Source organism: Streptomyces sp. NBC_00525 (genome assembly GCF_036346595.1).
GTDB lineage: Bacteria > Actinomycetota > Actinomycetes > Streptomycetales > Streptomycetaceae > Streptomyces.
The window spans coordinates 1561193-1581850 of sequence record NZ_CP107834.1 but is presented as its reverse complement, the minus strand read 5'-3'; the positions used below and the strand labels follow the sequence as shown (position 1 = coordinate 1581850).

At 70.8% G+C, this 20658-nt stretch carries 15 protein-coding genes; 7 read left to right on the top strand and 8 right to left on the bottom strand.

The features are described from left to right. Window positions 1–24: 24 nt before the first annotated feature. The 6 genes from OG710_RS06955 to OG710_RS06930 all read right to left on the bottom strand — a co-directional run bounded on the left by OG710_RS06955 (window position 25) and on the right by OG710_RS06930 (window position 8020). On the bottom strand, window positions 25–489 hold the full coding sequence (locus OG710_RS06955; RefSeq protein ID WP_330238537.1) for a hypothetical protein: 465 nt from the start codon (window positions 487–489) through the stop codon (window positions 25–27). A 212-nt stretch (window positions 490–701) separates the two neighbouring features. Continuing rightward, window positions 702–1193, bottom strand: a complete 492-nt coding sequence (locus tag OG710_RS06950; RefSeq protein WP_330238536.1) for a hypothetical protein — start codon at window positions 1191–1193, stop codon at window positions 702–704. A gap of 133 nt (window positions 1194–1326) precedes the next feature. Next, window positions 1327–2100, bottom strand: coding sequence for a hypothetical protein (locus tag OG710_RS06945; protein WP_330238535.1), 774 nt, complete (start codon window positions 2098–2100; stop codon window positions 1327–1329). Between the two features lie 278 nt (window positions 2101–2378). Continuing rightward, window positions 2379–2693, bottom strand: coding sequence for a hypothetical protein (locus OG710_RS06940; protein ID WP_330238534.1), 315 nt, complete (start codon window positions 2691–2693; stop codon window positions 2379–2381). A gap of 2 nt (window positions 2694–2695) precedes the next feature. Then, entirely contained in the window at window positions 2696–7360 is a 4665-nt protein-coding gene (locus OG710_RS06935; protein ID WP_330238533.1) for a putative T7SS-secreted protein, read from the bottom strand. 3 nt (window positions 7361–7363) lie between these two features. Further along, window positions 7364–8020 carry a hypothetical protein gene (locus OG710_RS06930; RefSeq protein WP_330238532.1) on the bottom strand — a complete coding sequence of 219 codons (657 nt, stop codon included), beginning with the start codon at window positions 8018–8020 and terminating at the stop codon, window positions 7364–7366. A 232-nt stretch (window positions 8021–8252) separates the two neighbouring features. Here OG710_RS06930 and OG710_RS06925 point away from each other — a divergent pair, with 232 nt between their 5' ends. After that, window positions 8253–11243 (top strand): bifunctional [glutamine synthetase] adenylyltransferase/[glutamine synthetase]-adenylyl-L-tyrosine phosphorylase, encoded by a 2991-nt coding sequence (locus OG710_RS06925; RefSeq protein WP_330238531.1) that lies wholly within the window; start codon window positions 8253–8255, stop codon window positions 11241–11243. Between the two features lie 43 nt (window positions 11244–11286). Here the strand turns inward: OG710_RS06925 and OG710_RS06920 are convergent, their stop codons facing one another. Together OG710_RS06920 and OG710_RS06915 are read right to left on the bottom strand one after the other, a co-directional pair. Continuing rightward, window positions 11287–12195, bottom strand: a complete 909-nt coding sequence (locus tag OG710_RS06920) for a phosphatase PAP2 family protein (protein WP_330242176.1) — start codon at window positions 12193–12195, stop codon at window positions 11287–11289. Between the two features lie 219 nt (window positions 12196–12414). Next, a complete protein-coding gene (locus tag OG710_RS06915; RefSeq protein ID WP_330238530.1) occupies window positions 12415–13485 on the bottom strand; it encodes a LacI family DNA-binding transcriptional regulator in 1071 nt (356 codons plus the stop codon). Window positions 13486–13904: 419 nt separating this feature from the next. On the opposite strand from OG710_RS06915, the gene OG710_RS06910 reads away from it, so the two are divergent. The 6 genes from OG710_RS06910 to OG710_RS06885 all read left to right on the top strand — a co-directional run bounded on the left by OG710_RS06910 (window position 13905) and on the right by OG710_RS06885 (window position 20655). After that, window positions 13905–15182 carry an extracellular solute-binding protein gene (locus tag OG710_RS06910; protein WP_330238529.1) on the top strand — a complete coding sequence of 426 codons (1278 nt, stop codon included), beginning with the start codon at window positions 13905–13907 and terminating at the stop codon, window positions 15180–15182. A gap of 21 nt (window positions 15183–15203) precedes the next feature. Continuing rightward, window positions 15204–16220, top strand: coding sequence for a carbohydrate ABC transporter permease (locus tag OG710_RS06905; protein ID WP_330238528.1), 1017 nt, complete (start codon window positions 15204–15206; stop codon window positions 16218–16220). Beyond that, a complete protein-coding gene (locus tag OG710_RS06900; RefSeq protein WP_330238527.1) occupies window positions 16217–17104 on the top strand; it encodes a sugar ABC transporter permease in 888 nt (295 codons plus the stop codon). The genes OG710_RS06905 and OG710_RS06900 overlap by 4 nt, the downstream gene beginning before the upstream one ends. Before the next feature lie 95 nt (window positions 17105–17199). Then, a complete protein-coding gene (locus OG710_RS06895) occupies window positions 17200–18876 on the top strand; it encodes a glycoside hydrolase family 13 protein (protein ID WP_330238526.1) in 1677 nt (558 codons plus the stop codon). Beyond that, a complete protein-coding gene (locus tag OG710_RS06890) occupies window positions 18861–19931 on the top strand; it encodes a LacI family DNA-binding transcriptional regulator (RefSeq protein WP_330238525.1) in 1071 nt (356 codons plus the stop codon). Before OG710_RS06895 ends, OG710_RS06890 begins: the two co-directional genes overlap by 16 nt. Window positions 19932–20064: 133 nt before the next feature. Further along, window positions 20065–20655: a nucleotide exchange factor GrpE gene (locus OG710_RS06885; protein WP_330238524.1), complete on the top strand. Its 591-nt coding sequence runs from the start codon at window positions 20065–20067 to the stop codon at window positions 20653–20655. The last annotated feature ends 3 nt before the right edge of the window (window positions 20656–20658 follow it).

Sequence of the window (20658 nt, the reverse complement as noted above, 5' to 3'; positions counted from 1 at the left end):
GTTTCCTGGCGTGCGCGCGGTGGTTCAGGCGGTGCCGGGTTCCTCCAGCGCCACCACGACCATCACCGGAAGATCGGTGTCCTGCTGGATCACACCGGCCGTCACGATCCGGGTGTCGAGGGCCCACCTCTTCACCGCGATGAACTCGTCCCTGTCCGCCTCCGTCTGCGCGGCCTCGACAAGGCGGACGGCGAGAGGGGATTCCTCGATCTCGGGCAGGAAGCCGGCCAGCGCCTGTTCCCCCTGCTCGTAGACGGCTTCCAGGTCGTCGAAGTAGCCCGACTCGTCGACGTCGCGGATCCAGACAGCGAACGAGACGCTGACCGCCCCACTGCCGAACACCTGGATCCAGCTTCCGACGCCGTCCTTGTCCCACGACGTCTCCAGGCCGTCGCGGGGCTTGCCTCCAGGCGTCCACTTCTGGGCAGTGAACCGCGCCGCCGCACCCTCGGCGGTCAGCGGGGCGACGTCCGCTAGCTCTTCCAGCATTGCGATCACTACAGCCATGAACTCATTCCACTCATGCCGTTGCCGGGCACGTGATACATCCTCGCCTGCCCGCCGGCGTAGGCCTCGGGGAACGCCTTGGACAGTACGTCGTTCCGCAGTACGGCGGCCCGTAGGGGGCGGCTCGCACCACGCCCCCCACGGAAGTCCGGCGTGAGCACTTGACGCTGCTCAGCAAGGCCGCCTGTGTGGTTCTACTCAACGAACTCCGGGCAGAGCCAGAACGAGACGAATTCCGTACCGTTCAGACCAAGATGAACGCCATCGGCGATCTCGACCAGCTTCTCGGGAACCCGTCGATCCCGTACGACTCGGACCAGTCTCGAAGACTCATCGAACAGAACATCCCAGTCCGATCGAGCGATCGATACAGAAATATGCTCCTCAAGTGGAGGGTCGTCCAGTTCCACTGCCACGGCACCGCCGGCGGAGGTCGGCAGTTTCAATTCCTCCCGTTGCCACGATTCCTTCGGCAAGTAACCCCACACATAGAGGGCGCGACCGCTGTCCACCGCGACCTCCAGCTGAAGGGTATCGGCGACGAGACTCGTTCGTCCCTCGCTCCCTTCCAGCCGAGCCAGGTCGTCAAAGCTCTGCGGCTGGAAGGAGAACCCTCGGTCCGCGTCGGAGTAGCGAAGCGTACCTGCCAGAGGGCTCGCTGCTTCAACGATGAATTTGTGCGCCATTTCTACCTAACGAAGTTGAAGTGGAGGATGATGTCGATATTGGTGTCGACACTCAACTCCCAGGTCCGTCCTTTCGGTTGAAGGAGACGGCACACGACGGCCTTGCGAGGAGTCGGCCACTTCGCGCGGTGGGCTATGGCTGTCGCCCGGGCGCGTCGAGGTAGTCCTCGACGTATTGGCTGATGACCGTGCGCAGGGCGTTCGCCCGGTGGCGGTCCTCGCGCTGGTCGCGCAGGGCCTGATCGGCTGCCCGGAGCCGTTCGAGAGCGGCCGGTTCGCCCTCCGACAGCGCGAAGGCCATCGGCTCGGCGAGCAGGTCCATGCACTCGGTGAACAGTCTTCGGGTGGCGGCCGCCGGCGGGTCGGGGCCGGGATCGACGTACGGGGGGGGCACGTAGCGCACGGGATCGGTGAGACTCCAGCCGACGACGGTGCCGTGCTGGACGAGGAGCGCCAGGTCCTGGGCGATGCGTACGCGCGCCTCCAGCGGCTCGTCGAGGACGTCGAGGTCGCGGAGGCAGGTCAGCACGGTGTCGCCGGGGGTACGGCACAGTACGGTGCAGGACTCCAGCCGGAAGTCCTTGACCTGGTCCGCGCGAAGCCCGCCCGACCGTGCCTCGGGCGGGAGACGGAGACGGGCCGAGTCCTCCGCCGATGCCTCATCTTCCGGAATGCAGAATTCGGCCCCGACCAGCCGCCGGTCGTCCGGATCGAAGCGCAGGATGTCGACCACATCCCACAGCCAGTCCTGGCTGCCGAAGGTACCCAGGAGGAACGCCTCCCGTTCCACCGTGTTCGTGCAGGGGGAGACCCGCAGGTCGGTATGGAGACGGGGAACGAGATCGAGCGGCTCACCCGTCACCGTCGCAAACCAGTCACCGCCGAATTCCAGTCGCACCGCAGTCATCACCTCATCCGATCCGGCTGGTTCCGGCCTCGGCGGACGGTACGGACTCGGACTCTGATCTGCCTCTTCCGTTCGTCGTGGTGCGAACGGGCGCCGCACTCGTACCACCCCGTGCGCCGTGCTGCCGACGGGGCGCCGGAGTTTCGCGTCTTCCCATGCGTCTTTCATGGCCACCGGGCGACGAGCCTACCGGCGATGGGCAGAGCTGCTCCAGTTCAGCTGGGCCGGGCATCTCCTGCTCCCCCATCGGGGTTTGCCGACTCTCGGGGGATTCGGGTTCAGTCCGCACCTGAGCCCCCGCCCATGTCCGCCCGTCCGGCATCGTCATTCCAGAACGGTGCGCCCACCCGCACTCGGATCTGCCTCTTCTGCTCGTCGTGGAAAGCCACTTCGCCGAAGACTCCTTCTCCGACCTCGGGCAGTTCGACTACCAGTGGATCGGGATTGTACGAGGCGATGTCCAGGAGTGCGATCACTTCGGGAGCACCGTCCAACTCGATGAACACTCCGAACGGGCGCCGCACTCGTACCACCCCGTGAGCCGTGCTGCCGACCGGATACCGGAGTTTCGCGTCTTCCCATGCGTCTTCCACTGCTACCTGTGCCTCACCCTGGGGTAGTGGTTCAGATCCTCCACCGAGGTGTTCGGGATCTCGATCTCGGTCAAGGGGCCACCTTCATAGGGGCGCTCGTATTGCCCGAAGCGAAGATCGTACTCTTCTCGGGGAATCTTGATCTCAATAATTCCTTCGCCATAGTGCTTGGCGTACTTCTCTGCGATTTCACGCTCCTTGGCGAAATACGCCTTTCCGTCCATGTACGGGTCATGAGGTCCACCCGGGAAGTCTTCGGCTCGGTATCCCACAGTTTCCTGAATGTCGCCTTGCCCTCGTTGAGGGGCCTTGTAGATTGACTGATAGTCGGGAGCGAGACCGAGTGCGTCGGACCCTGTGGTCGGGTTGACCACGTAGGTGAGGGGGTTGGGCGCGGGGGCCAGGCCAAACGGATCGGGGGTCGTATAACGCCCGGTTTCGGGGTCGTAGTGGCGGAAGACGTTGTAGTGGAGGCCGGTTTCCGGGTCGTAGTACTGGCCGGGGAAGCGGAGGGGGGTGTACGTGGTGCTGGTGCGGGGCCAGGTGGTGGTGCCCCAGAGGGTGGTGCGGGAGTGCCAGGCGGTGTGGCCGGTCTCGTCGATGAGTTCGGTGGGGGTGCCGACGAGGTCGGTGGCGATGGCGAAGAAGCGGCGGTCGATCTCCGTCTGGTGGTCGTCGGCCGTGAGGATGCGTTCGGTCTGGGCGAGGGGGGCCGGGCCGCGGTGGTCCCAGGTGAGGGCGACCGTGTTCGGGTCGTCGGGCTGGTGGGTGGTCTGTTCGCAGAGGGTCGGGCCGTCCCAGGTGAAGCGGGTCTCCTCGGCCACGTCCCCGTTGGCGGTCAGGCGCTGTTTGGCCGTGCGGCGGCCGAGCGGGTCGTAGTGGTAGCGCCAGCGGGTGCCGTCGGGGGTGGTGACGGAGGTGAGGCGGCTCTCCGCGTCCCAGGTGTAGTGCCAGGTGTCGGGCTTGCGGGACAGCCGGGTCTTGCGGCGCAGCGTGGTCCGGCCGAGGGCGTCGTGTTCGAAGCGGGTGTCGCCGGCGCGGGTGAGGGTGGTGCCGGTGTAGGCGCGGGAGCCGGTGGCCTCGGTGCCGGGGTGGGCGGAGGGCCAGGTGGCGGAGGTCTGGTTGCCGGCGTCGTCGTAGGTGTAGCGCTCGGTCCAGTTCTGGGCGTGGACGGCGGTGACGCGGCCCACCGGGTCGAGGTCGAAGGTGCGGGTGCCGGACTTCCGGTCGGCGACGGATATCAGGTGGCCGTCGGCGCGGTAGGTGTAGGCGCGGCTGTTGACGGCCCGGGTCCCGGCGTCGATGTGCTGGGCGGTGAGGCGCCCGGCCTCGTCCCAGGCGGAGGTCATGGTCAGCGCGTCGTCGTAGGCGCGGGTGAGTTCGCGGCCGGCGTCGTCGTGGGTGAAGTCGATGCGGTGGCCGCCGCTGGTGAGGCTGTGGGCGCGGCCGTCCGGGCCGTACGTGTAGGAGGTCACGTGGCCCGTGGGCGTGACGCGCCCGGTACGGCGGCCCAGCGCGTCGTAGGAGTAGGAGAGGGCGCGGCCGTCCACCAGTTCGGTCTTGACCGCGCCGCGGCGGTCGTACCGGTAGCGGATTTCGCTGTCCGGGCCCACCGCTTCGAGCAGCCGCCCCGCCCGGTCGTAGGCGTACGTCGTCACCCGGCCGCCGACGTCCTTGCGGATCACCCGGCCGAGTGGGTCGCGTTCGAAGGTGATGGTCCCGCCGAGGGCGTCGGTGCGGGCGGTGATCCGGTTCGCCGCGTCCGTCTCGTAGGTGAGGGTGCGGCCGTCGAAGTCGGTTTCCGCGACGAGGCGACCCGCCGCGTCGTACGCGTAGTCCCAGGTCAGGCCCTGCGGGTTGGTGACGCGGGTGAGGCGCAGCTCGCGGTCGTGCTCGAACGCGTAGCGGGCGCCGTCCGGTCCGGTGCGGGCGGCGAGGAGGTCGAAGTGGGTGTATTCGAATCGGGTGGTCCCGCCCGCCGCGTCGGTGTGCGTGAGCGCGTTGCCCTCGCCGTCGTACGTCCATGACTCGGTGGCGCCGTCCGGTGCGGTGCGCCGGGCGAGTTCGCCGTCGGGGCGCCACTCCAGGCGGGTGACGGCGCCCACCGGGTCGGTGATGCGGACGGGCCGTCCGAGGGGGTCCCGCTCGGTTCGGGTGACGGCTCTGCCGGGGCCGGTCACCCGTACGGTCAGGCCGGCGGCGTCGCACTCGATGTGGGTGGTGGCGCCGAGGGCGTCGGTGACCGAGGTGAGGCGGCCCGCGTCGTCGTAGGTGTAGCGGGTGGTGGCCCCGGCCGCGTCGGTGACGGCCGTGCGGTTGCCGCGTTCGTCGAACTCCTGGAGCACCCGGCTGCCGTCCGGGCCGGTGATCTCGACCGGCAGGCCCGACGGGCCGCGCACGGTGCGCAGTTCGCTGCCGTCCGGGGCGGTGGTCGCAACCAGCCGGTCGTCCCCGTCGTAGGTGAAGGCGGTGGTGTGACCGAGCGGGTCGGTGCGGGTCAGGGTGTTGCCGTGCGGGTCGTGGGTGTAGCGGGTGGTGTGGCCGAGTGGGTCGGTGACGGCGAGGGGAAGGCAGCCGGGGTCGAAGAGGTGGCGGGTGGTGTGGCCGTCTGCGGTGGTGAGCGTGGTGGTGCGGTGGCCGGTGTCGGGGTCGGGCTCGGTGTAGGCGAGGGTGATCTGTACGTGGCCGGCCTCGCCGCCCTCCGCGACGACGCGGTCCCGGTCGTCGTAGAGGTAGTCGTAGCGGCTGTCGTTGGAGTCGATCCAGGCGGTGACGCGGTGGCGGTCGTCGTAGACGAAGGTGGTCGTGGCGCCGGACGGCTTGGTGACGGCGGTGAGATCGCCGTCCTCGTAGCCGTAGCTCATCAGGAGCAGGTCCGTGCCGTCCTCGCCCGCACCCGTCAGGGACAGGGCGGTGATCCGGCCGTCGGCGGTCGTCAGGCCGAGCCGCCGGCCCGCGGAGTGGACCAGGGCCAGCGGCAGCCCGCCCTCGGCGCGCTCGACGGTGATCCGGTGGCCGTTGCGGTCGGTGATCTCGCCGAGCCAGGCGACGCCGTCGCCCCCGGGCTCCGCGCCGGGCGGGGCGTCGAAGTCGAGGACCAGGCCGCTGTCGGGGTCGGTGACCGTGTAGTCGCCGTTCGCGTCGCGGGCCAGCAGCGTGCGGGCCCGCCCGGACTCCGGCCGGACGGGTGCGCCGGGTGCCGGGTGCGGGTAGCGGATCAGGAGGCCGTCCGCGGTGACGTGGAGGACGCCGATGGAGTCGATCTGGAGGCGTTCGTCGACGGTGGAGGTCCAGGACGGGCCCAGGAAGCGGCCGGCGGTCAGGCCGGACTCGGTGCGGCGGGTGAACAGCAGCGGCAGGATGCCGGGGAGCGCGACATCGGTCTGCGGCAGGAACATCCGGCCCGTGGCCAGGTCGACGGGGTCGGTGCCGTCGGTGACGCGCCGGCCGTCCGACCGGGTGTGGGTGCCCTCCGGGGCGTCGTCCGCCAGCCTGCGCAGCCGGGCGATGTCGGACGCCTCGTCGACGACGCGCAGGCCCTTGACCGCGGCGCCGCCGCCTCCCGTGGCGGCGGTGAGCGCGAGGTCGGGGATCAGCCGGCCGACGCCCTCGGCCGGGTCCTTCATGAAGTCCTGGACCATCCGGCTGCCGGTGCCGGCCGGGTCGTTCGCGGCGACCACCAGCCCGGCCGCCAGGCTGTTGAGCGAGGTGGCGTACTCGGCCGGGTGCGTCAGGTTGTACGGGTCCATCGGGTTGACGCCGCGCACGAAGTTGACGATGCCCGCCGACGCCTTGATGATCCCGCCGTCCAGGTGCATGCCCATGACCTGGGACTCCTCGAACCCGTCCCGCACCTGCTCGGCGTACGACGGCTTCTCCGGCGCCAGGTCGCGGGCGGCCCTGACCGCCGTGCGGGCGGTCTCGGCCGCGGAGTTGCGCTGCTCGCGGGCGGCGGCGAGTAAGTCCTGCGCGTCCTGCATCAGCTGTTTGCCGGGGTCGGTGAACGTGGACGCGGGCTTCGGCGGCAGCGAGGACGGGTCGCGCTTGTCGGCGGGCAGGGCGTTGTAGCGGTCGACGGCGCTGTTGTAGTCGTCCACCTTCTTGCGGTGGGCGTCCGCAGCGTCCTCGGACGCCTTGACGCCCGCCTTCCACTTGTCGATCGCCGTCTGCGCCTGGCCCTGTGCCCAGGTGACGGTGTCCGCGAAGGCGTCGAGCGCCCCCAGCGCCCCGGCCGCGGCGTCGGCGGCCGCGTACCACTTCGGCGGCTGGGTGCTCACCGCGGTGCGCAGGGCGTTGGCCGTCTCGCCCTTGAGCTCTCCGGAGTCCAGCCCCTTCAGCCCGTCACCGGTGCCGTCGAACGCGGCCCGGAAGGCCCGGAGCTTCGCGACCGTGGCCGTGATCTCGGCGGGGCTGCCGTAGATGAGCTCGGTCTTGTCCTCGGTCTGCCCGAGGTCCATCTCGTCGACCTCGGCGCCCATCCGGTTGGCGACGGAGCGGGACTGTTCGCGCACCCAGTCCGCACCGGACTGCCAGCCGACGTCGTCCAGCCGGTCGGCCGTCCAGTTCCCCGCGTCCTCGACCCGGTCACCGGCCCACTCGATACCGTCCTCGACCGCGTTCTCGATCGGGTCGGGCGTCAGGTCGCTGATGACATCGCCTATGCCCACGGATCAGTCGCCCCCCGGCTCGCTTCCCTGCTGTGCCTGCTGTGCGCGCTCTTCCGGAGACGGGCCGAACGTCTCGTCCAGCATGCCGTCGAACTGCTCGTCGGAGATCCCCAGCGCGCTGTTGAACATGTCGGCCCGGCGCCCGCCGGTGCCCTCGGTGAGGACCGTGCGGCCGGTGTCCTTCCAGGTCTGCCCCATGTCCTGGCCGGCCTGCCGAAACGACTCCGGGCTGTAGTCCGGGTCCAGGTAGTCCGGCGTGAGGACATCGCCCCAGTCCTGCCGGGCGATCTCCTCCTCGCTCGCGTGCGGGTTCCCGCCGAGCAGGGCGTTGGCACCCACCTTGAGCGTGCCCGCGAGGTACTGGTCGTGCTCCCACTGCGTACCCGCCGCCAGGCCCAGCAGGTTCGCGAGCCCGCTGGCGTCCCGCACCAGAGCCCGCACCCCCCACTCCCAGCGCTCGCAGAAGTCCTCGAAGTCGACCGAGAGCCCGTGGTGCCCGGCCTCCATCCCGGTCATCGCCAGCTCCGAGAAACCCTTGCCCAGCACCGAACCCGTCGCCCCGCCGAGCTCCCCCAACTCGTCGATGGTCGTGTTCAGGCCCTTGGTGAACTTGGCGACCGACGCCTTGTCCAGACGCAGGTCCGCGCCGTCGCCGCTCACACCCGCACCCCACCGGCAACGCGCTCGGCAAACGCTGTGCGTATCCGTTCCACCGGCCCCCACCCCATGTCGACTGCCTTCTCACCGTAGAGCACACGCCCGGAGGCACGGGCGCGGTTCCAGCCGCCCCGCCCCAACGCCCCGCAGCACCGCCGGTCCCCGCGCCCCGTCGGGGCAGCGCCTAAACTCCGAAGGCTGGGAGCTGGACTGGTGGCGGGCGGGAGAGCGCGGGATGACCATGGTGCCGGGGCGCAGGAGCAGTACGTTCACCCGACTTCTGCGGCACGGATTCACCGACCCGTCCGCCGCGGAGCGGCTGCTCGACCTGCCCGACCTGTCCTCCGTACGGTCCGACCCGGTGCTCCTCGAAGCGCTCGGGGCCACCGCCGACCCCGATCTCGCCCTGCGCGGCCTGGTCCGGCTGGCCGAGGCGGAGGAGGCGGGGGAGCGGCAGATCCTGCTGGACACGCTGGTCACCGCCAAGCCCCTGCGCGACCGGCTGCTCGGAGTGCTCGGGGCGTCCGAGGCGCTCGGCGACCATCTGGCCCGGCACCCCCGCGACTGGCAGGTGCTCGTCACGTACGAGGCGGCCGACCTGCACCCCGGCATCGCCGAGTTCGAGCGCGAGCTGGCCGGGGCGGGCGACCCGGACGCCCTGCGCGTCGGCTACCGCCGGTGCCTGCTGTCCATCGCCGCGCGCGACGTCTGCGGCACCACCGACGTCGCCGAGGTCGCCGCCGAACTCGCCGACCTCGCCACCGCGACGCTGCGCGCCGCCCTGCGCATCGCCTCCGCCGCCGCACCCGAGGACGCCGCGCAGTGCCGGCTCGCCGTCATCGCGATGGGCAAGTGCGGCGGCCACGAGCTGAACTACGTCTCCGACGTGGACGTCATCTTCGTCGCCGAACCGGCCGACGGCGCCGAGGAGAGCAAGGCCATGCAGGCGGCCACCCGGCTCGCCGCCCACCTCATGCGCATCTGCTCCGACACCACCGTCGAGGGCACCATCTGGCCCGTGGACGCCAACCTGCGCCCCGAGGGCCGCAACGGGCCCCTCGTGCGCACGCTCTCCTCGCACCTCGCGTACTACCAACGCTGGGCCAAGACCTGGGAGTTCCAGGCGCTGCTCAAGGCCCGGCCGGTGGCCGGCGACCCCGCGCTCGGCGCCGACTACGTGGACGCCGTGGCGCCGCTCGTCTGGCAGGCCGCGGACCGGGAGAACTTCGTCCCGGACGTGCAGAAGATGCGCCGCCGCGTCGTCGACACCATCCCCGCCGACCGGGTGGACCGGGAGCTGAAGCTCGGCCCCGGCGGACTGCGGGACGTCGAGTTCGCCGTCCAGCTCCTCCAGCTCGTCCACGGCCGCAGCGACCCCTCCCTGCGCAGCGGGTCCACCCTGGAGGCGCTGGCCGCGCTCGCCCGCGGCGGCTACGTGGGCCGGGTGGACGCCGTCCAGCTCGACGACGCCTACCGCTTCCTGCGCGCCATGGAGCACCGCATCCAGCTCTACCGGCTGCGCCGCACCCACCTCGTCCCCGACGAGGAGCCCGACCTGCGCCGCCTCGGCCGCTCGCTGGGCCTGCGCACCGATCCCATCGCCGAGTTGAACCAGGCGTGGCGGCGGCACGCCTCCGTGGTGCGGCGGCTGCACGAGAAGCTGTTCTACCGGCCGCTCCTGGACGCCGTCGCGCAGCTCGCGCCCGGCGAGTCCCGGCTCAGCACCAAGGCCGCCACCGCCCGGCTCGTCGCCCTCGGCTACGAGGACCCGGCGGCCGCCCTGCGCCACCTGGAGGCCCTGTCCTCCGGGGTCTCCCGCAAGGCCGCCATCCAGCGCACCCTGCTGCCCGTGCTGCTCGGCTGGTTCGCGGACTCCGCCGACCCGGACGCCGGTCTCCTCGGCTTCCGCAAGGTGTCCGACGCGCTCGGCAAGACCCCGTGGTATCTGCGGCTCCTGCGCGACGAGGGCGCCGCGGCGGAGAACCTGGCGCGCGTCCTGTCGGCCGGCCGCCTCGCCCCCGACCTGCTGATGCGCGCCCCGGAGGCCGTCTCCATCCTCGGCGACCCGCACGGCCTGGCCCCGCGCAGCCGGGAGCACCTGGAGCAGGAGGTGCTGGCCGCGGTGGGGCGCGCGGACGACGCGGAGACGGCCGTGGCGGTGGTGCGCGGGGTGCGCAGACGCGAGCTGTTCCGCACGACGGCCGCCGACCTGATCGGCTCCTACGGTACGGAGGACAGCCCGGCCGAATCCGATCCCGGCGCCCTCGTGGACCGCGTCGGCGGGGCCGTCACGGACATCAACGCCGTGACCATCGCCGGTGCGCTGCGGGCCGCCGTACGCGCGGAGTGGGGCGACACGCTGCCCACCCGGTTCGCGGTCATCGGCATGGGCCGGTTCGGCGGCCACGAGCTGGGGTACGGCTCCGACGCGGACGTCCTGTTCGTGCACGAACCGCGCGAGGGCGTGGACGAGCAGGAGGCGGGCCGGGCCGCGAGCCGGGTGGTCTCCGAGATGCGCAGGCTCCTCCAGCTGCCCACCGCCGACCCGCCGCTGGTCATCGACCCCGACCTGCGCCCCGAGGGCAAGAACGGGCCGCTCGTCCGCACCCTGAAGTCGTACGAGGCGTACTACCGGCGCTGGTCGCTGGGGTGGGAGAGCCAGGCCCTGCTGCGGGCCGAGCCGGTGGCCGGGGACCTGGACCTGGGCGCGGAGTTCACCGCGCTGATCGACCCGCTGCGCTACCCCGAGGACGGGCTCACGGAGGACGCCGTCCGCGAGATCCGGCGGCTCAAGGCCCGCATGGAGTCCGAGCGGCTGCCGCGCGGCGCGGACCCGACCCTGCACACCAAGCTGGGGCGCGGCGGGCTGAGCGACGTCGAGTGGACGGTGCAGCTGATGCAGATGCGGCACGGCCGCTCCGTGCCGGGGCTGCGGACCACCCGCACCCGCCCCGCGCTGGCCGCCGCCCACGAGGCCGGCCTGATCGGCGCGGACGACGCCCGGACCCTGGACGAGGCGTGGGTCCTCGCCACCCGCGTCCGCAACGCGGTGATGCTCGTACGCGGCAGGCCGGGGGACACGTTCCCCTCGGTCCCGCGCGAGCTGACCGCGGTGGGGCGGTACCTGGGGTACGAGGAGGGGCACGTCGGGGACATGCTGGAGGACTACCGGCGGGTCACGCGGCGGGCGCGCGCGGTGGTGGAGGAGCGGTTCTACGGGGGCTGAGCGGTTCCACGGGGGCCGAGCCTTCGCGGGGCGGAGCGCCGGGTCAGTGGCGGGTCGCCGCGGGCTCGCGTTGGGGCCGCGCCCCCAACGCGCTGAGGCGAGGGCGGGACGCCTTGCGCGGAATCCATCTGGGCAGCCGGTGCGGCAGCGCTCCGTACCAGGCGTACGACACCGCGTAACCGAATGCCAGGCAGGCCATGCCGCCCACCGCGTCCAGCCAGAAGTGGTTGGCCGTCGACACGATGACGATCAGCGTGACCGCGGGATACAGCAGCCCCAGCACGCGGACCCAGGGGACCGAGGCCAGGGCGAAGACGGTGAGGCCGCACCACAGGGACCAGCCGATGTGCATCGACGGCATCGCCGCGTACTGGTTGGACATGTTCTTGAAGTTGCCCGACGCCATCGAGCCCCAGGTCTGGTGCACCAGGACCGTGTCGACGAAGTTGCCGCCGTTCATCAGGCGGGGCGGCGCCAACGGGTAGAGGTAGTAGCCGGCGAGCGCGACGCCGGTGGTGGCGAACAGGGCCAGCCGGGCCGCCGCGTAACGGCCCGGATGCCGGCGGAACAGCCAGATGAGCACGGTGATCGTGACCACGAAGTGCAGGGTCGCGTAGTAGTAGTTCATCGACACGATGAGCCATGTCACCGAGTTCACCGCGTGGTTGACGGACTGCTCGACCGCGATGCCGAGGAACCGCTCGACCGACCACAGCCAGTCCGCGTTGGCGAGTGCGGCGGCCTTCTGCTCGGGGACCGCGTTGCGCACCAGCGAGTACAGCCAGTAACTCACCGCCACCAGCAGGATTTCGAACCAGAGACGGGGCCGCCGGGGCGACCGGGGGGAACGCAGCCGGGACACGATGTGAGCGAGTGGTCTGTCGAGTGCTCTGCCGAGCCCGTGTGTGCGACCGGACTGCTTGGTGTTCGCCTCGGGAGCCGCCTCGTTCACGATGGGTGACGGGGTGGCCTCCGTGCGGCCTTCCTGTCGTTTCACGCTCAATTCACCCATAGGCACAGAGTCTGCCAGATTTGCCCTCTCTGCCCGATGATCCTCCGGTGGGGCGCGGGTTGCACCTCCGGGGACCGTGCGCGGGCATGCCGAAAACCCGCGCGGGGCGGGTGCGGTGGGTGGGTGGCGGAGGAGCGCGGGACGGGTGCGGCGGGCCGCCTACGCGTCCGCGTGCGATGCTGGGAGGGACGCCGGGGCGGTGCCGGCCGGGTCCGGGCCGGGGCCCGCGGCGGTGGAGCCGCGTACCACCAGCTCCGGCATGAAGACGAACTCGCTGTGCGGGGCGGGCGTGCCGCCGATCTCCTCCAGGAGCGTACGCACGGCGGCCTGGCCCATGGCCGTCACCGGCTGGCGGATCGTGGTCAGCGGCGGATCGGTGAACGCTATGAGCGGCGAGTCGTCGTAACCCACCACGGACAGGTCGCGCGGGACCTCGTGGGAGAGCCGGCGGGCGGCCCTGATCGCGCCGAGCGCCATCATGTCGCTCGCGCACACCACCGCCGTACAGCCCCGCTCCAGCAGCGCCGATGCGGCTGCCTGGCCGCCCTCCAGCGTGTACAGGGAGTGCTGGATCAGTCCCTCGATCTCATCGGTCGACAGGCCCAACTGCTCGCGCATCGTGGCGTGGAAGCCCTCGATCTTGCGCAGCACCGGCACGAACCGCTTCGGGCCGACCGCCAGGCCGATCCGGCTGTGCCCCAGCGACACCAGATGCGTCACCGCCAGCCGCATCGCGGCCCGGTCGTCGGGGGAGATGAAAGGCGCCTGCACCTTCGGCGAGAAGCCGTTGACCAGGACGAAGGGCACGCCCTTGGCGCGCAGTTGCTCGTAGCGCCCCATGTCGGCGGAGGTGTCGGCGTGCAGCCCGGAGACGAAGATGATCCCGGAGACGCCCCGGTCGACCAGCATCTCGGTCAGCTCGTCCTCGGTGGAGCCGCCCGGCGTCTGCGTCGCCAGGACCGGCGTGTAGCCCTGCCGGGTCAGCGCCTGCCCGATGACCTGGGCGAGCGCCGGGAAGATCGGGTTCTCCAGCTCCGGCGTGATCAGGCCGACGAGCCCCGCGCTGCGCCTGCGCAGACGTACGGGGCGCTCGTAGCCCAGGACGTCGAGAGCGGCGAGGACGGATTCGCGGGTGGCAGCGGCTACACCGGGCTTGCCGTTCAGTACGCGGCTGACCGTCGCTTCGCTGACTCCCGCCTGAGTTGCGATATCGGCAAGCCGTGCGGTCATGGCACTGGACTGTACCGGGAGCGGGTCGGATTGCCCACCAGGTCAGGGGCCCGGACGCCGTCCAGGTCAGGGGCCCGGATGCCGTCCCCCGGCCCGCTCCGTTCCGCCCCGCGCCCACCGGGCGGCCCGAAGCCGCTGATCGCGACGGCTGACGGCAACATCTTGCAAGGCCTTGCGGGCCGGGTTTGCCGGCTGCGGTCAGATCGTCGCACTGCGGAATCAGGGCCGCTCGGCCTTATGTGCCAGGGGGAGAGCAGTTTCGTCAAGTGGCTTGACGGCAACCTTGAGGACACGCCAATGTAACGATCGTCGGGGCTTGCAGAAATCTTCCGCAAACTCTTTCGGTCGTCTTTCATCCTTGTTACGTTCACGTCGACCCGGCGCCGCGACGGAGCGGTACGGCAGTTGAAGGAGTTCAGATGCGACGTGGCATAACGGCCACCGCCCTGGTCGCGGCCCTGGCGCTCGCGGCGACCGCCTGCGGCAGCGATGACGACAAGTCCGACAGCGGTTCCAAGAGCTCGGGCGAGCTCTCCGGCACCGTGACGTGGTGGGACACCTCCACGGCGGGCAGCGAGGACAAGGTCTTCAAGAAGATCGCCGAGGGCTTCGAGAAGCTGCACCCGAAGGTCGACGTCAAGTACGTCAACGTGCCCTTCGGTGAGGCGCAGAACAAGTTCAAGAACGCGGCGCAGGCGGGCTCCGGCGCCCCCGACGTGATCCGCTCCGAGGTGGCGTGGACCCCCGAGTTCGCGGACCTCGGCTACCTGGCCCCGCTGGACGGCACCCCCGCCCTGCAGAAGCAGGACGACTTCCTGAAGCAGGCCGCCGCGTCCACCAAGTACAACGGCAAGACGTACGCGGTGCCGCAGGTGATCGACTCCATGGGCGTCTTCTACAACAAGAAGATGTTCAAGGAGGCCGGCGTCGAGGTGCCCACCACCATCGCCGAGCTGAAGACCGTCTCCAAGAAGATCAAGGACAAGACCGGCAAGACCGGTCTGTACCTGCGCGGCGACGACGCCTACTACTTCCTGTCCTTCCTCTACGGCGAGGGCGGCGACATGGTCAACGCCGCCGACAAGGCCGTCACCATCGACGACGCGGCCGGCGTCAAGGCCATGAAGGTCGTCAAGGACCTGGTCGACTCGGGCGCCGCCAAGACGGACGCCACGGACGGCTGGGAGAACATGATGGCGTCCTTCAAGGACGGCGACGTCGCGATGATGATCAACGGCCCGTGGGCCGTCGCCGACACCTACACCGGCAAGGCGTTCGCCGACAAGGCCAACCTGGGCGTCGCCCCGGTCCCGGCCGGTTCCGTCGCCCAGGGCGCCCCGCAGGGCGGTCACAACCTGGCCGTCTACGCCGGGTCCAAGAACCTGGACGCCTCCTACGCCTTCGTCGACTACATGACCTCCGTCAAGTCGCAGGCCCAGGTCGCCAAGGAGATCAACCTCCTGCCGACCCGTACCTCCGCCTACGCCCAGGAGTCGGTCGTCGACAACGAGATCGTCGGCTTCTTCAAGCCGGTCGTCGAGAGCGCCGTCGAGCGCCCCTGGATTCCGGAGGGCGGCAGCCTCTTCGCCCCGCTGGTGACCGAGTACACCAAGGTCCTGACCGGTCAGACCAGCCCGGAGAAGGCGGTCAAGGCGACCGGCGACTCCTACCGCAAGCTCCTCAAGGGCTGGAAGTAACTCAGGAAGGCAGGCCGGCTGATGGCTGTCCACACCAGCCAGTCGGTGGTGAAGGCCGCGGGCGCCGAGAGCGCCCGCGGCCGGAGCCGCGGTACTGGTAACCCCCCGCCGCCCGGACGGCTCCGGCGGGCCCTGTCGACACACTGGTACGCCTGGACCATGGTGGCCCCGGTCGTCATCGTGATCGGCGTGATCATCGGGTACCCGCTCGTCCGCGGCGTCTACCTGTCGCTCACCGACGCCAACGAGCGCAACGTCGCCCGGTCCATCGGCGTCAACGAGATGCCCGCCACGTACAAGTTCGTGGGCCTGGACAACTACACCGAGGCGCTCACCGGCGACCAGTTCCTCGGCACGCTCGGGTGGACCCTGGTGTGGACGGTCTCCTGCGTGGCCATCACCTTCGCGCTGGGGCTGGCGCTCGCCAACATCCTCAACCGGAAGTTCGCCGGCCGGTCCGCCTACCGGATGGCGCTGATCCTGCCCTGGGCCATCCCCGGCTTCGTCTCCGTCTTCGCCTGGCGCTTCCTCTACAACGAGGACCGCGGGCTGCTCAACAGAATCCTCTCCGGCGGCGGCATCGACGCGGTGCCGTGGCTGGACGACCCCACCTGGGCGAAGTTCTCCGTCATCGCCGTCAACGTGTGGCTCGGCGTGCCGTTCATGATGGTCGCCCTCCTCGGCGGCCTCCAGTCCATCCCCAGCGAGCACTACGAGGCCGCCGAGATGGACGGCGCCACCGCCTGGCAGCGCTTCCGCCACGTCACCATGCCCGGACTGCGGCCGGTCTCCACGACGGTGGTCCTGCTCTCCACCATCTGGACCTTCAACATGTTCCCGGTGATCTTCCTGCTCACCCGCGGCGGACCCGGCGAGGCCACCCAGATCCTGGTCACCCAGGCGTACAAGTTCTCCTTCGAGATCAGCCCGCGCGACTTCGCGCAGTCCTCCACGTGGGGCGTGCTGATCCTCGTCCTTCTGATGGTCTTCGCCGCGATCTACCGGCGAGTCCTCCGCACGCAGGGAGACGACTGGTGACCACCGCACCCACCTCCACCGCGCGGCACTCCGCGTCCCGCCCCGCCAAGGTCCGGCTGCGCGGCGAGCGTTCGCCGCTGGCCTCCACGGCACTGCACCTGACGCTGATCGTCGCGTCCGTGGTCGCGGTGTTCCCCGTGCTGTGGGTCCTGCTGACCTCGCTGAAGCCCGCCAAGTACGCGACAACGGCTGACTTCTTCAAGGAAACGACCTTCGAGAACTACACGAACCTCATCGAGAACACGAAGTTCCTGACCTGGTTCGGCAACTCGCTGATCGTCGCGGGCCTCACCACCCTGGCCGGCGTCATCATCTCGGCCTCCACCGGCTACGCCGTCAGCCGCTTCCGGTTCCCCGGCAAGCGCGGGCTGATGTGGACGCTGCTGATCACCCAGATGTTCCCGGTCGCCGTCCTCATCGTGCCGATCTACAACATCATGGCGAGCATGGGTCTGCTCAACAAGCCGTCCGGCCTCGTCATCACCTACCTCACCATCTCGGTGCCGTTCTGCGCCTGGATGATGAAGGGCTTCTTCGACACCATCCCGCGCGAGATCGACGAGTCCGGGCAGGTGGACGGCCTCACCCCGTTCGGCACGTTCTGGCGGCTCATCCTGCCGCTGGCCAAGCCCGGCATCGCCGTCACCGCGTTCTACTCCTTCATCACCGCCTGGGGCGAGGTGGCGTACGCCTCCGCCTTCCTGGTCGGCGAGGACAACCTCACCCTCGCGGGCGGCCTCCAGCTGTTCGTCAACCAGTACGGCGCCCAGTGGGGCCCGATGACCGCCGCGTCCGTCCTGATCGCGATTCCCGCGGCCCTGGTGTTCCTGTTCGCGCAGAAGCACCTCGTCACCGGCATGTCCGCCGGAGCCGTCAAGGGCTGAGCACCGCCCGTACGACCCGCACGCACCAGTCACGGTGGCGCCGGTATCCCGACCCGGTCCCGGCGCCACCCCCACCCAGACACCCCAGGGACGACATGACCCAGCACCTCGCTGCCCCCTCCACCGGCACGTCCGACGCCGCCGCGGGCCACCCCACCGGCTGGTGGCAGGACGCGGTGATCTACCAGGTCTATCCGCGCAGCTTCGCCGACGGCAACGGCGACGGCATGGGCGACCTCGCAGGCGTACGCGGCAGACTCCCGTACCTCAAGGAGCTGGGCGTCGACGCGGTCTGGCTCAGCCCGTTCTACGCGTCCCCGCAGGCCGACGCCGGCTACGACGTCGCCGACTACCGGGCCATCGACCCGATGTTCGGCAGCCTGCTGGACGCCGACGCGCTGATCCGCGACGCCCACGACCTCGGGCTGCGGATCATCGTCGACCTGGTGCCCAACCACTCGTCCGACCAGCACGAGTGGTTCAAGCGCGCGCTCGCCGAGGGCCCCGGCTCCGCCCTGCGCGACCGCTACCACTTCCGCCCCGGCAAGGGCGACGACGGCGAACTCCCGCCCAACGACTGGGAGTCCATCTTCGGCGGCCCCGCCTGGACCCGGACCACCGACCCGGACGGCACCCCCGGCGAGTGGTACCTCCACCTCTTCGCGCCCGAGCAGCCCGACTTCAACTGGGAGCACCCGGCCGTCGCCGACGAGTTCCGCTCGATCCTGCGCTTCTGGCTCGACATGGGCGTCGACGGCTTCCGGGTGGACGTCGCCCACGGCCTCGTCAAGGCGGCCGGGCTGCCCGACCTCGGCACCCACGACCAGCTCAAGCTCCTCGGCAACGACGTCATGCCGTTCTTCGACCAGGACGGCGTGCACGAGATCTACCGCAGCTGGCGCACCATCCTCGACGAGTACCCCGGGGACAGGATCGCCGTCGCCGAGGCGTGGACGCCGACCGTCGAGCGCACCGCCAACTACGTGCGCCCCGACGAGATGCACCAGGCGTTCAACTTCCAGTACCTGGCCACCGCCTGGGACGCCACCGCGCTCCGCGAGGTCATCGACACCTCGCTCGACGCCATGCGGCCGGTCGGCGCCCCCACCACCTGGGTGCTCTCCAACCACGACGTCACCCGGCACGCCACCCGCTTCGCCAACCCGGCGGGCCTCGGCACCCAGATCCGCACCCCCGGCGACCGCGAGCTGGGCCTGCGCCGGGCCCGCGCGGCCACCATGCTGATGCTGGCGCTGCCCGGCTCCGCCTACGTCTACCAGGGCGAGGAGCTCGGCCTGCCCGACGTCACCGACCTGCCCGACGAGGCCCGCCAGGACCCGTCGTTCTTCCGGGCCGACGGCCAGGACGGCTTCCGCGACGGCTGCCGCGTCCCGATCCCGTGGACCCGCGAGGGCAGCAGCTACGGCTTCGGCGCCGGCGGCAGCTGGCTCCCGCAGCCGGCCGGCTGGGGCGAGCTGAGCGTCGAGGCGCAGACCGGCGCGGCCGGCTCCACGCTGGAGCTGTACCGGGCCGCGATCGCCGCCCGCCGGGCCCACCCCGGCCTCGGCGCGGGCACCGACGTGCGCTGGCTTGACGCCCCCGAGGGGCTGCTGGCCTTCGCCCGCCCCGGCTTCGTCTGCACCGTCAACACCACGGGCGCCCCGGTCCGCGTCCCCGCACCGGGCACGCTCCTGCTGTCCAGCGCCCCGGTCGAGACCGACGGCGACACGGTCGAGCTGCCGGCCGACACCACGGTGTGGTGGACGGTGTGACGACCGTCCCCCTGCCGAGGAGCCCCGGCGCGGGCGGTGCGCTCAGGCTGTCGGACATCGCCGGCCAGGCGTCCGTCAGCGAGGCCACCGTCAGCCGGGTCCTCAACGGCAAGCCGGGCGTCGCGGACACCACGCGTCAGCGGGTGCTCGCGGCGCTCGACATCCTGGGCTACGAACGCCCCGTACGGCTGCGGCAGCGCAGCGCCGGGCTCATCGGGCTGGTCACCCCCGAGCTGACCAACCCGATCTTCCCGGCGTTCGCCCAGTCCGTGGAACAGGTGCTCGCCGGGCACGGCTACACGCCGGTGCTCTGCACCCAGCTGCCCGGCGGCGCCACCGAGGACGAACTCGTCGAGCAGCTGGTCGAACGCGGCGTCGGCGGGATCGTGTTCCTGTCCGGGCTGCACGCCGACACCTCCGCCGACCCGGCGCGCTACGCCGCGCTGAGCGAGCGCGGGGTGCCGTTCGTCCTGATCAACGGCTACAACGAGCGCATCAGCGCCCCGTTCGTCTCGCCGGACGACGCCGCCGCCGTGCGGATGGCGGTGAGCCATCTCGCCGAACTCGGCCACCGCCGGGTGGGCCTGGCCATAGGGCCGCAGCGCTATGTGCCCTCCCGCCGCAAGCGGGACGCCTTCGTGGACGCCGCAGTCTCGGTGCTCGGCCTGGACCGCGAGGAGGCCGAACTCCTGGTGTGCTCCACGCTGTTCAGCGTCGAGGGCGGCCAGGTCGCGGCCGGCGCGCTGCTCGACCGGGGCTGCACCGGCATGGTCTGCGGCAGCGACCTGATGGCGCTCGGCGTGGTCCGCGCGGCCCGCGACCGGGGGCTGCACGTGCCGCGTGACGTCTCGGTGGTCGGCTTCGACGACTCGCAGCTCATCGCGTTCACCGACCCGCCGCTGACCACGGTGCGCCAGCCGGTCCAGGCGATGGCGGCGGCCGCGGTGGGCGCGCTCCTGGAGGAGATCGGCGGCAGCCCCGTACAGCGCACGGAGTACGTCTTCCAGCCCGAACTGGTGGTACGCGGCTCCACGGCGGCACTGCGCGGCGTGTGAGGCGACGCGCGTGAGGGCCGGGTCCGGAGGGGGGACCCGGCCCCGATGTGCGTCCGGAACGGGGCCGGGGTGAACGGAGGCAACTGCCCACCGCCATCTGTGGACCAGCACCGGTCGGTCCGCATGCACCGAAATGGCGGGAACGGCTGATTCGGCCCGGCTCCGGAAGCTATGGTCGGAACTACCTTTCGATGGGAAGGGGTCAACGGTGTCCGAGCCATCAGCTGAAGCGGTCGCAGCCGAGACAGACGGTGAACTGCGGGACTTGGCGGCGGAGTTCGTAGCCGCACTCACGCGCGAGCAGGAACTGGCCGAACTGCGTGAAGGTGTCATCGAGCGCCTGCACACAGAAGTGGAACAGCTGCGCCGCGGGGAGGTCGAGCACGCCCTCGACGTTGTACGCCGGCCGCTGATCCGCTTGCACGACCAGATCCAACGACAGGCTGAGGTGGTCGACGGCCCTTTGAGCGTCGAGGATCTGCGCACCCTGCTGCGCGCGCTCGCGGACGAGACCGCGGACGCACTGGCGGCCACCGGCGTCGACCGGTACGTGGCCCAGGTGGGCGAGGCCTACGACGCGGGGCGGCACCGTCCGGTCGGACGGATCCCCGCCGTGTCGCCGGAGCAGGACCGCACGGTCGGCCGGGCCGTCTCGGCGGGCTTCGAGCAGGGCGACCGAGTGGTGCGCAAGTCCGAGGTCGTCGTCACTCACTGGGCGCCCTGACGG

What these genes read in the sequence shown, in the direction of transcription:
- OG710_RS06955 (WP_330238537.1), bottom strand. Translation starts at nt 489, where the DNA reads ATGCTGGAAGAGCTAGCGGACGTCGCCCCGCTGACCGCCGAGGGTGCG.
- OG710_RS06950 (WP_330238536.1), bottom strand. Translation starts at nt 1,193, where the DNA reads ATGGCGCACAAATTCATCGTTGAAGCAGCGAGCCCTCTGGCAGGTACG.
- OG710_RS06945 (WP_330238535.1), bottom strand. Translation starts at nt 2,100, where the DNA reads ATGACTGCGGTGCGACTGGAATTCGGCGGTGACTGGTTTGCGACGGTG.
- OG710_RS06925 (WP_330238531.1), top strand. Translation starts at nt 8,253, where the DNA reads ATGACCATGGTGCCGGGGCGCAGGAGCAGTACGTTCACCCGACTTCTG.
- OG710_RS06915 (WP_330238530.1), bottom strand. Translation starts at nt 13,485, where the DNA reads ATGACCGCACGGCTTGCCGATATCGCAACTCAGGCGGGAGTCAGCGAA.
- OG710_RS06910 (WP_330238529.1), top strand. Translation starts at nt 13,905, where the DNA reads ATGCGACGTGGCATAACGGCCACCGCCCTGGTCGCGGCCCTGGCGCTC.
- OG710_RS06905 (WP_330238528.1), top strand. Translation starts at nt 15,204, where the DNA reads ATGGCTGTCCACACCAGCCAGTCGGTGGTGAAGGCCGCGGGCGCCGAG.
- OG710_RS06895 (WP_330238526.1), top strand. Translation starts at nt 17,200, where the DNA reads ATGACCCAGCACCTCGCTGCCCCCTCCACCGGCACGTCCGACGCCGCC.
- OG710_RS06885 (WP_330238524.1), top strand. Translation starts at nt 20,065, where the DNA reads ATGGCGGGAACGGCTGATTCGGCCCGGCTCCGGAAGCTATGGTCGGAA.